Annotated in this window: 12 protein-coding genes; 4 read left to right on the top strand and 8 right to left on the bottom strand. The window is 45.5% G+C overall.

The genetic code is table 11. The annotated features are described in order from the left end of the window. Positions 1-638 precede the first annotated feature (638 nt). The 4 genes from QUA78_RS30385 to QUA78_RS30370 form a co-directional block, all read right to left on the bottom strand. A complete protein-coding gene (locus QUA78_RS30385) occupies positions 639-884 on the bottom strand; it encodes a CopG family transcriptional regulator (RefSeq protein ID WP_333305582.1) in 246 nt (81 codons plus the stop codon). After that, complete coding sequence (locus QUA78_RS30380) at positions 881-1,471, bottom strand: ParA family protein (protein WP_333305580.1); 591 nt, start codon at positions 1,469-1,471, stop codon at positions 881-883. Before QUA78_RS30380 ends, QUA78_RS30385 begins: the two co-directional genes overlap by 4 nt. Before the next feature lie 108 nt (positions 1,472-1,579). Further along, a protein-coding gene (locus QUA78_RS30375; protein WP_333305578.1) for an IS1 family transposase occupies positions 1,580-2,289 on the bottom strand; the annotation gives its coding sequence in 2 pieces (ribosomal slippage) (positions 1,580-2,004 and positions 2,004-2,289; 711 coding nt in all). A gap of 332 nt (positions 2,290-2,621) precedes the next feature. After that, a complete protein-coding gene (locus tag QUA78_RS30370; RefSeq protein ID WP_333399192.1) occupies positions 2,622-4,532 on the bottom strand; it encodes an ABC transporter ATP-binding protein in 1,911 nt (636 codons plus the stop codon). A gap of 426 nt (positions 4,533-4,958) precedes the next feature. Between QUA78_RS30370 and QUA78_RS30365 the strand changes: the two genes are divergently transcribed. From QUA78_RS30365 to QUA78_RS30355, 4 genes are all read left to right on the top strand, one after another. Then, positions 4,959-5,582 carry a hypothetical protein gene (locus QUA78_RS30365; RefSeq protein WP_333305573.1) on the top strand — a complete coding sequence of 208 codons (624 nt, stop codon included), beginning with the start codon at positions 4,959-4,961 and terminating at the stop codon, positions 5,580-5,582. A 352-nt stretch (positions 5,583-5,934) separates the two neighbouring features. Then, positions 5,935-6,093: a hypothetical protein gene (locus QUA78_RS30360; protein WP_333305571.1), complete on the top strand. Its 159-nt coding sequence runs from the start codon at positions 5,935-5,937 to the stop codon at positions 6,091-6,093. Next, on the top strand, positions 6,094-6,237 hold the full coding sequence (locus QUA78_RS33005; RefSeq protein ID WP_445302399.1) for a tyrosine-type recombinase/integrase: 144 nt from the start codon (positions 6,094-6,096) through the stop codon (positions 6,235-6,237). 98 nt (positions 6,238-6,335) lie between these two features. Next, a complete protein-coding gene (locus QUA78_RS30355; protein WP_333305569.1) occupies positions 6,336-6,995 on the top strand; it encodes a DUF1295 domain-containing protein in 660 nt (219 codons plus the stop codon). A 533-nt stretch (positions 6,996-7,528) separates the two neighbouring features. Here the strand turns inward: QUA78_RS30355 and QUA78_RS30350 are convergent. From QUA78_RS30350 to QUA78_RS30335, 4 genes are all read right to left on the bottom strand, one after another. Continuing rightward, a complete protein-coding gene (locus QUA78_RS30350) occupies positions 7,529-8,611 on the bottom strand; it encodes an IS630 family transposase (protein WP_333305567.1) in 1,083 nt (360 codons plus the stop codon). Between the two features lie 25 nt (positions 8,612-8,636). After that, on the bottom strand, positions 8,637-8,906 hold the full coding sequence (locus QUA78_RS30345; RefSeq protein ID WP_333305565.1) for a transposase: 270 nt from the start codon (positions 8,904-8,906) through the stop codon (positions 8,637-8,639). Next, on the bottom strand, positions 8,899-9,660 hold the full coding sequence (locus tag QUA78_RS30340; RefSeq protein WP_333305563.1) for an IS630 family transposase: 762 nt from the start codon (positions 9,658-9,660) through the stop codon (positions 8,899-8,901). The genes QUA78_RS30345 and QUA78_RS30340 overlap by 8 nt, the downstream gene beginning before the upstream one ends. Before the next feature lie 300 nt (positions 9,661-9,960). Beyond that, the coding region (locus QUA78_RS30335) for a choice-of-anchor Q domain-containing protein (protein WP_333305561.1) at positions 9,961-11,196 on the bottom strand (1,236 nt) is incomplete at its 5' end.

The raw sequence follows: 11,196 nt of genomic DNA, 5'->3' as shown, positions 1-11,196 counted from the left end.
ACCCAGTTGCAAAACTGGTCCCACAGGTTGGCGCTTTCGCGCTGCTGTAAGGTTGTTGTCATTTGTTTATGATTGCTGTATTTGGTTGTCAATGTTCGGATGATGTTTCTATTATTAACGGTGTTGTTAATGTTTGTAAAGGGGTTGAGCGACAGTTTAACTGATGGGGGTTATTAGCTAGGCTTATGCAGTCATGGGATATGAGGGATGGTGGCACTCAATCGCCGTGTTTGCAAGAGCGGACTCAAAAGCGCACTCAAATATTTAGCGGTATTCGAGACAAAGCTTTGAAGTAGACCTAAGATTTACTGACTGTCAGCTTTGCTTTCAATAACCGCTTGCGCAACGCTGCATTTCTTCGGTTTAGCTATCTAGATGTTCAAGCATTCAAATATCTAAACATTCAAATGTTTAAACGCTTTCCCATCGGGGTCGAACTTTTCGCTCGCGAGTTCGACTGAAAACAGAAATGGGTTCTAACTCGCGAGGGCCCTCGCGAGTTAGAACCTTCGTCCCCAACAGGTAGACCGTTCGTGCAGGGTGACTCACAAAGAATCGGGAGCCGCACAGCGAGACTGTTCTAGTTTTTAGGGGGGCAGACTTAAGTTAAATGCTTAAACATTCAAACATCCAAATGTTTAGATGCTGTCGTCGGGATTGAACTTCTGGAGGTATTGAGTTACGGATTTTTCCACCAGCTCACTCATTTCCTGACCCGACTGCGCCGCTGCAGATTTTAGCTGGCGGTGCAGAAGTTTTGGCAGATAAACGGTGGTGCGGACAAAGTTGGGGTCTTTGCTTTTGGATAGCGCGGTGCTGGGAGAAAAGTCAGGTTCACCGGGCTTGAGTTTCTTGGCCTTCAGTAAATCATCAAAGCGGCTCATGGCAGTATCTCCTTTCCAACGGCGGTGTAGCACCCCCAAGCAGCTTTAGCATAAGGGTCTTTGATAGCGCTTACGGGAACCCCGGCGAGGGCAGCTTTTTGAAATACCGCCAGCCTCCTTATGTCAGACTTGAAAATGGGCAATCCTGCTTTTTCGATTGTTGCCCTAGATTCAGCCCCGACTTTACTCGGAGCGGGCGGGATGACTGTAAGCAAAATGCGGTAATTGGATTGCAGAGAATAGAGAGCTTCCACCATTTGCAGCATAGCGCTCAAGGCCATAGCATCGGGAGAGCTCGGCAGTATCAGCAAATCACACCCTTGGGCTAGAGTTTTCAGGTCTTCTGGAGTTGGTCGCGCCGGCGTGTCGATGACGATGTGTTCGTAATCCCTGGCATATCGCACGCCTTGCTTTTCATCGACCACTTTGAACGGCAGGGAACCGCGAGCAGCCCAATCTAAGGCACTGCGGTTGAGGTCGCCATCTACCAACAAAGCGGGTGCTTTGGTTTGCAAGTAAGCCGCTAAGTGCAGCGCTGTAGTTGTCTTCCCGACTCCGCCTTTGAATGAGGCGACTGTCACAATCATAGGTATATTGTTGAGTTCATCAACTAGATTTTACACCTTAAACATCTGAATGTCTAGATGATTGAATGTTTAGATGCTTGAAATCTCGAAAAAGCCATCCAGGTAGTGCTAAACAAGTAATGATGCATTGTAATAATGGATGAAATACCAGATTGCACCGATATGATTTTCTAAAGATTTTGAAAAGGACAAAGTTTTTCGGACTAGCCGAGACACCCGTTGCCTCAACGTATTGTTGAAGCGCTCAATGTAGCTGGTTTTGCCTGTTTCTTTTCCCACCGCTTGATGTCGTTTGGTCGGTAGAACAGCCCCATACGCTGCCCAAAAGTCCGTGTATGCAACTGCGCATTGGCGGTAGACAGGTGGTAACGATTGCCACAATTGGCGGGCTGCGGCTTCATCCCGGCTTCCAATGTAAACACCCACAATCTCGCGGGTGTCTGCATCCAGGGCCAACCAGACCCACTGTTTGTTTCCCTTGTTATCGACAAAAGACCACAACTCATCACACTGGATTGTTAGCCTCCCCTTTTTTTGGGTGTCACTTGGACTTGGCGTGACACCCCAGCATATTTCTCATTGATGTAGGTTTGTAGCCATTGCTCAGACACCTGAGTTGCACGGGCAATGCCAGCGAGGGAAATGCGTTCCAGCAGCAAGCGGTCAATCAATGCCCGGGTTGCTGTATCAATCATTTTCTTGTGCGGATGCTCAACAAATTGCCGTCCACAATCATGACACTTAAAGCGCTGTTTACCGTTGTGGATGCGACCGTTTTTGACAGTTCGGGAAGATGTACAGATGGGACAAGCAGGCATGAGCAGATAAAGATAATCAGGAAATCAACTTTTTTAACTCTTATATCACTTATCATTACATCTTGAGCGCTACCGCCATCCATATTCTCTACGCTCAGGAGTGCAGCCAGAGCGATCGTAGCCAGGGAGATTGCATCGTTTTCCTAAATCTTCGGTACGTTTGCACTTTTTTAGAGGTAGCCCGCCCTACGACTATTTGCCCTGCTGCCCTTGGTATTTGTTTCGCTCGCAGCGTTCTGTACCTCTGGGTCAGTTAACGCAAGCCTATTTCTAGCCAGATAGGCAACAGATTGAAGCAAAAGGATAAGAAATAAGTTCGCCATGTCGTACTCCTACTCTATGCAGGGTTTATCAGTAAGCTCAATAGGGCTTACTGGGTTATAGCCCAACATTCGGTAATAGAACCCTTGCTGGGTAAATAGTTCGGCGTGAGTGCCAGATTCGACAATCTCGCCCGACTGCATCACAAAAATCAGATCGCAGTCTACGGCAGTTTCGAGTCGGTGCGTGACCAAGATGATGGTTCTCTTGCGCCGCAGACGTTGCAGAGTCTCTAGAACCCACTGCTCGTGCTTCAAGTCCAGCGCATTCGTGGGTTCGTCAAGGATCAGTATGGGAGCCTTAGTGACAAGCGCTCGCGCAATAGCTAAGCGCTGTCGCTGTCCGCCGGAGAGGTTTTGACCGCTCTCAGCGATTAAGGTATCATACTGCTCCGGCAAGGTTTCGATGAACTCGGCTGCCCCAGATTCCACCGCCGCCTCCCGAATATCGGAGAGTAGAGCATCCGGGCGACCGTAAGCAATATTTTCTGCGATCGTTCCGGGGAAAAGCGGGCTGCCTTGCGAGACGAGCGCCATATGTCGGCGGACATCGGCAATCTTAAGGGTACGGAGGTCGAAGCCGTCGAGGAGGACGCTGCCCGATGTTGGGTCGTAGAAGCGCGGCAAGAGATTGAGCAGCGTGCTCTTTCCCGTCCCGCTAGGACCCAAAAACGCCACCATCTGACCCGGCTCGATACTAGCACTGATGTTACGTAAAACGGGTTGCCCAGAGTTGTACTCAAAGCTCACGTCGGCAAGTGCTAGTGTGCGGGAACGGACCGGAAGCGATCGCGCATCAGGCGCGTCTTTTATGGCGGGCGGCTCGTCAATAACAGTAAAGACGCGATCGCATGAAGCTACAAACGTTTGGATCTTAGTAGTGAACCCCAACACCCAACCTATCGGGTCCCAGAACTGCCCCAGGTAGGCCATGAATACGAGCAAATCGCCAATGGTCACGCCGTTGGATACCGGACGTAAGAACTGGTCGCGATAAACTAGGTATCCGCCGTAGCCTAAGATGACCCCGCTTCCCAGGGCGAAGACTACCTGAACCGCTAGCGGATAGAGGTTTTCTTGCCAATTGAGCCGCATGGATGCCTTGACGCTGCGTTCGACCATCTGCCCGAAGCGCCGCGACTCCGTTGCTTCTCGACCGAAGGACTGGATTAGCCCGATCGACTCTATACCTTGCTGCATGGTTGAGGTCATCACCGCATCGGTCTGCTTCGACTCCAATGCTCGACTCCTAATCCTTCCCTCGAAGTACCAATTCGCCAGTATTAGAAGCGGAGTAAACGAAAGTGCAAACACGGTGAGAAGGACGTGGCGCGATAGCATGATCCAGATCATCGCCGTCAGTGTCACCGATGCGGCGGTGGAGCCGATGAGCGTATCGATCACCCCCCAAGGGCCGAGGCTGTCGTAGCTCAACCGATAGATTGCGTCACCCTGCGATCGCGAACCATGCCAGCCGAGGCTAAGCGCCTGCATTTTGTCGTAGAGTTCGGTGCGAACCCGCAAGGTTCCGTTGTATTGGATGCGGTAGTTCAACATCCTACGAAGCATGAAAACGGTATCGCTCAGGATTCTAATAATCATCGCCACGAATGCCATTCCGAAAATTCGGTTCAGCGTGCCTTCACCGAACGGAGCAAGAAACAGCGTATGAATCCAGTTGGATGGAGGAGTTGGCGACAAAACCGTATCGACTAGAATCGCCATCGGCCAGGCGTTGAGAAGGTTGAAAAGCACCGATGCCCCGATTAAAAGCAAGAGCGTGACGATCAGCCAGAAGTCTTTGCGGAAGTAGGAAATAGAGCGCAGGACGATCCGCACCAACCAATGTTGGTTAATTAACGGCATCACCATTTTTGGTGAATTCTTCTGGCTCTTCAAACGTGCTTTGAATAGAAAATTCATGGATGTGCTGGATGCCTCTAAATAAGACAATGCACCAATTAGGAAGTTTCACCTTAGTCAGAGAAGCCAGAAATTAACTTTGGGTTTTAACCTTTGTTGTCAAGCAGGGCAGATGGAATGTGAGATTATTCGACTGGTGCAAGATTTAAATAGAGTTTCGTTGTTTAAGGGTAGCTAGATAGAAAGCGATCTCGCGCATGCTTCCTGGTGTGATGCAAAGCGCGTTGCTTTCCCGAAAACGGTCGCAAAGTAGAGACTATCTCAACTTTTTAATCGGAACTTCCCCCCTGTGGTCGATCGCATCCAAGCAAAAACCCCATCAGTCGGGCAATAGGGCTAACGCCCTCGCCCAATACATCACTACAATATTAGGCAACCTTCAGTAAATCCAAAGCTCTCTGTTGCAAAGGAGCCGGCATCGTCAGCTTGTCGAAACTAACTGAAACCCGAAGCAATTTAGGCTACACTCGATTTTTAGCGATTGTCGATAAATTTGTTATTAACGTCCAAAAACTTGGAACTGGAAAACCCTCAGAAGTAAATTTTGTTGAAGCTTTCCGTTTTGCGGGAGTGGATGGCTTAACCCGAACAACGATCGACCCCAAATCAGAAACATTCAACCGCTCCTCATCCTCGAAAAACGACAAACAACGACAACGGACGGTAATCGTTGACACATATGCCCTTCTAAGTAATAAGCTAACACACCTAAAAACAGGTGTGCAAGCATCATTCGTTGTATCGCTCGCAACAACACCCACAGCATCACTAAGAGCGAAAATACCACCCACACAACCAAGACACGAAGCTGCATTGCCAACTGCAACACCACCGATGCCGGAAGTCTCTGCACCTGACTCCATAGCCATTCAATCAAAGGAGGCTAGCGTGATGAGCAAACTGCAAGTACCCCATAAAGAAGCCACGGTCAGGTTTACCGTGGATATGGCGGAGTCCCTGCAGCACCGCAAACTATCGATGTTGGCCGCAAAGACAGGGCGCAAGAAAGTAGATATCGTGCGGATGTTATTGAAGGAGGTGGACGGGTAAAAGCGATCGTTCTAGCCCGCTTCAAGGTAGTGAAGAAGTTTTCCAAACCATCGAAATCTTGTAGCGGGCTGGTGACATAGTGGTTAGCCCACTAACCATCCGCCCTATCAGAGAAACCCTACAAACCAGGACAAAGAGAATGCGTTAGTTTCTATGAAAGGGTGTTCGTCCTAATTCAGCTCACGATCGCATAGATGCGCCTTCAATCTATCAATAATTCGGACAGTTTTTAGAACGATACTACAAACTTTAAAGGGCAAGGATAATAAAAAATTTGTATCCTGACCCAGCCGTAGCACTTCTAAGTCCTAGATGGAGAAATACTCTTTAACTGCTGCTTTGAGGCCAGGATTTGATTAAACTTAAAGGTAATGCGGGCTGGGATGGCCCAGTTTTTAAGAGCCGTAAGGGCGGGCATTTGACCACAATTCAAGTACGACGAATTGTCAAAGCAGCGGCTATGCGATCGCCCATTGAACCGGACGTTGCGGCTAAACTATCCCCCTATTAGTTGCGTCACGCTCATGCGTCACATTCTCTTTACAAAGGCGCACCGCTCCATTTTGTACAAGCTACTCTAGGACATACTTTAGTTTTCGCGACCAATGTCTATCTTCACGTACACCCAATGGATAGTACCTGTCTCATGACTTAAAATCGAATCGCACTCCCATTAAGAGCCGCGTGCGCTCCAATTTAATCAAGCGTTCGCCCTCTGTTGAACATACAATGGTGTTTATTTCGGGAAAAACAATGGAGAACACAGCTAGTTCAACTCGTTCTGGGGCTACCCAACTGACAGCGATTAATACGGCAAAAGTCCTCACCATTTTATTATTGGTTGCTTATGCCTTAATTTTTGGCATCAAAGACCTGCGCCAAATCATCTATCTTTGTTTACACATTAGTTATTGTCTGTGGTGGCTTGTTGAACAATGGTTTTATCCCCTGCGGCGACAACAGATATTCAGCGAACCGATTGGAGTTACTGGCTTCATCTTCAGTCTATTATTTGTCGGTGTTTTTTACTCTTTGCCTGGATATTTAGCCTTCACCAACCCGGAGCCTCTCTCTTGGGCAGCCGCTGCTGTTGCGCTACCACTCTTCTTTTTTGGCTCTCTAATCAATGCCACGGCTGACATTCAAAAACTGACGGCTAAGCAGTATGGAGCGGGTTTAGTTAGTGATGGGATTTGGCGCTTTTCCCGTAATATTAACTACTTTGGTGATTTGCTGCGATACCTAAGTTTCAGTGTTGTGGCGGGTTCCATTTGGTCTTATTTACTACCAAGTTTAATTGCTCTACTTTACATACAGCGTATTTTCTCCAAAGAAGAGTCAATGTCTCAAAAGTACCAAAACTATCAAGAGTATCAACAAGCCAGCACTCGTCTGATACCCTTTATTTGGTGATATCCAGCAATCTCTGCCTCGACTTGAGGCATTCAGAATGCCTCTTTTCAATAACGGGTACTCTAAAAAAAAGAGGCGTTAAGAGGGGTTGCCTAATAAATCTACTCGTTAGGCAGCGTCGGGCGTTTGTTCTCTAATGCTGTCTTACATTTATCCTGCTAAATGTAAGGCAGCATTCAGGGCGGTAATACAAAATAGTCGAACGTGAGTAAGAAAAAAATTAAAAAACAAGCGTAAGACTCTTCTTGCTCGTATGTCTTACTAAAAAGCAAGAAGAATCTTACAATAATAAGATATTGTAAGACGTAGACAAGATATGTCAAACAAGGAATTTATAATTTTTCTTTGCGACGCCGATATTCTAGAAGCGCTCGACTATCTAGGCAGAGAGCGCTACCATTTAACTACTTGCGGGACATATTAGACCTCTTGCAAAATAATTTTGTGCTATTATCGAAAGTTTAGCCAATTTTATAATCTATAGCGATCGCAAATCATTCATAAATCGATAGAGAATTCGAGCGAGCAGCAGTTCAATTCAGTGTTGGTTCAAAAATACCAAATTTGTGTAACTTGAGAAAGTCAAAGCTTTGTGCCTGTATGGTAAAATTGAAAAACCATTTAACTAAGGCAAAAGAACTGAGCCGACTCCCAAATTTTCTCACCCAATTTTTGGCATGAAGCCAAATATCTTCGACTGGATTCTGTTCGGGAGCATTAGGAGCGAACAGGACACAAGTTAAGGGCCATTCATCCCGCTCCTTCCCTTGATTAATTTCTTCTAGGTAAGCTTTCATCTCTTTATATTTATGATAACTAGCTCCATCCCAAATAATCAAATGTCTCGCTTCGGGATTTAAAGATTGTAAATCTTTTAAAAAAGCGACCGTATTCTCGGAATTTGCCGTCGCGTATTCTCGGAGAACAAACTGTTTTGTTAAATAATTTATTGCGCCATAATAAGTTTGTTTTTCTCTTTCATTTACCAGCGGTATTTCTATTCTCTCATTACGCTTTCCCCAAAGATAACCACAGACATCTCCCCAAAGAAGATGGCACTCATCAATCAAATACACCACAAGCTTTCTCGACTCTATAGCTTCCCGGTGTTCTTCCAGAGTTTCACAAATTTCTTGGTGCTTTTTTTTGACGAGTTCTTTATCACCTTTTGGGTTCTTTTTTTGAGACTTTTTCCAGCTAATTCCTGCTGACTTAAAGAGTCGATAGTAGCTAGTTTTAGATTTAAATTCAATCTGATACTTTTCGGCTATATAATTTGCGAGAGCGGATAAATCCCAGTGGTCTTTATTGGTTAACCATTGAATAATTTCCGACTGTTCTTCTGGCTTAAGTTGTCCCTGCGAGCCTTGATGATTTAAGAGCAATCCTTCAATTCCATGTAACGCATAATTAATTTTCCACTTGCTAATAAATGAAGAGGATACTCCCAAGAGCTTTTGAATAGTTTCGCGACAGATACCTTCACTTAGCATCCGGACGGCCAAAGCTCTTTTTAATTCTCTGGGATCGGGATTGCTGGCAATAAAATTTTTTAGCTCTAATAAAGCTTGGACTTCATGCTCCTCAAATTTTTCTGACAATTTATTTTGGGACATCTTAACTTCTACTTATACCAATTTACTATGAAGTTGCACTTAATATAGCTTCAAGGATATAGTCCCAACCACAGAGAGATAAAACTTCTTCATTCGTGAGAGATTTGATAATTGTATTTACCTGTTCTTTGAGTTTATCTAAACTCGAATAATTTTCCCACTTGAGGTCTTTTTTTGTATGCTCCCACAATCTTTCAATCGGATTTAATTCAGGACTATAGGCTGGTAAATATATTGGCATTACATGGTCAGCCCAGTCTAATAATAGAGCTTTATGAAAGCTACCATTATCCATGATAATTAGATTGAAACTCTCGCTCGTATTTTTGACCAAATCCATTTAAAAACTCTTGAAAACAGTTGTAATTTAGCTGAGAAAATTCTTGATAATATTGTTCACCTGTTGCTGGCTCTACGACTCCATAAATATAAAAGTTTCCTCGTTTCCATTGCTTTTTGCCAATGGGTTTTACCCCCTTTAATGTAATCATTCTGCCCTGCATAGTAATCAATCCAAATCTACTCTCGTCCTGACACCATATCCTTACAGGCTTGGAGTTTCCGAAATATTTAATCATTACTTTGATGAGTTCACATAGTTTTTTTTTGAAGCTTGCCTGCACCTCTTCGTTCGCTTTGTCACTTTGGGGTCTTGGGACTTTCAGGTCAGCTTTCAATTTATAATGCACTAGGTCATGTACGACTTTATAGCTCACTTTAATTCCGCATTCTTTTTCTAGCCAGCTCTGTAATTTGCCATAACTTGTTTCTCCCTGTGGTTCTTGCAGTTTTTTGATTAATTTTTCTCTCACCGAGGGTGGAATATGTGGAGTCTTTCCGGGAGCTTTTTTTATGCTAAGTAATTCATTAATTCCACCTTTTTTGTAAGCTCTTAACCAACGATATATTGTTGATTCATCTCGTTTCAACATCGTGGCTAATTCTGCTCTTTTTGGGATTTTTTTGGTGGCCAGCCAGTATAATACCAGTAATTTTTCTTTATTTACGGCGGTCGCATGACCTTCGAGTCGATGCGAAGAGTTCCTCAACCGTTTCCTGGATTTGTACCTGAAGTTTGTTCGCCATATTGGATTTCTTCTACTTTTACCCTATATTTTAGTGTACCTTCATAGTGAATTGGTATTAGATCCACCTCCCTCATTATACATGATTTATGATTTACAAATCATTTGCGAGCGCTATAGCAGGCTGGGCAAGTTTAAAAAGATGCCAATCAACCTAATAATTCAAAGTTTGACCTAAACTTGAGCAAACTTTTAAGGATAACACATATTTTTTTTGCAAGAGGTCTATTAGTAGAGCAAGGATTCCTCGCCCTATTAACAGCCTTAAAGCAGAGTAATTGCAGTCGATGCCGGAGCGCTGATCGAACCTGGACCAAAGCCCAAATTCACCACCCCACCAGTCAAACCAGGAAGATTGTTAATTGTCAGACTAACGCTAGTTTGACCGGGATTAAAGTTCACCGTGCCGGACGAAGGATTCACAGCAAATGGACTAATGTTGTAGTCTACGTTGTTCACAGGTTGACCACCACCAGGGGCAACAATTAAATAGTCCACCGAAGCCGAAACCGAAGTATTGCCAGTCCGATTAATCGTAAACTCTCCAGAACCACCATCAATAATAGGATCGGGAGACGAACCGTAAGAGAAGAAAGTCGGAGGCGTCACATTAGAAATCCCTTGATATTCAATGTTCCGCACTAGGTAGTCGGAACCATCGTTTTTGAAGGAGGTGGCGACGTAGGCAGCGGTGGGGCTATCGTAGGCTTTGGTGGAGAACCGCAGTTCGTCAAAAGTAGCGCCGCCCAGAGAGTCTCCTAATATCTGGAATTTGAAACTGCCATCGGTGCGATCGCCAATGAAAGTCACTCCATCTGAAGACACAGTGATGGGTTTTGGAGCGATCGGAGCGTTGAGGCGAGCGATCGTAAAATTGGTGGCTGCTACCAGAACCCCATTATTAAAAATTTGCAGGAAAGCAACTTCATTGCCTTGATCGCCCAAACCTGGACTTGTTTTGGGAGTCAATCCACTCAGGTCGATCGTTGTGCTAGTGATGTTTTGGTTATCTGCCCATTTCACCTTCAGCGCCTGAGATTGATTGGTGTTGGGGTTATGGTTGATTTCCGCCCGAATTTTCTTGGCGTCGGTGAACCAACCATCATAAGAGGATGGGACACCAATACCACCGGTACTGCCGTAGCTCAACCAGCTTTTAGGGTTTTCGTTCGTTGCTAAGGTGAGGTTGCTGATGACATTCGGGTTAAGGTAGTCAGTTTCCACGCCATCAAAAGCTATCCCAGACAGTTTGATGCCTTGATTCTGGGCGGCATTCGGCCATTTGGTGATCAGGTCATTGACACTGCTGTAATTATTGGTTTGACCCAAAGAACCAGTAAGAGTCGGCGTGACTGTAGGGTTAAATTCATAAGCGCCAATATCAACGATCGCACTTCCGTTATTATCGCCATCTTGAGGGCGGCTCACACCGCGCTGATCCGTAGCCGGCGCGCCCGCACCAGTACCAGTATCAATTGCCGGACTTCCTACTAGCAGCGG

Source organism: Microcoleus sp. K4-B3 (assembly GCF_036704615.1).
Taxonomy (GTDB): domain Bacteria; phylum Cyanobacteriota; class Cyanobacteriia; order Cyanobacteriales; family Microcoleaceae; genus Microcoleus.
This window is presented reverse-complemented; position numbering and strand designations above follow the sequence as displayed.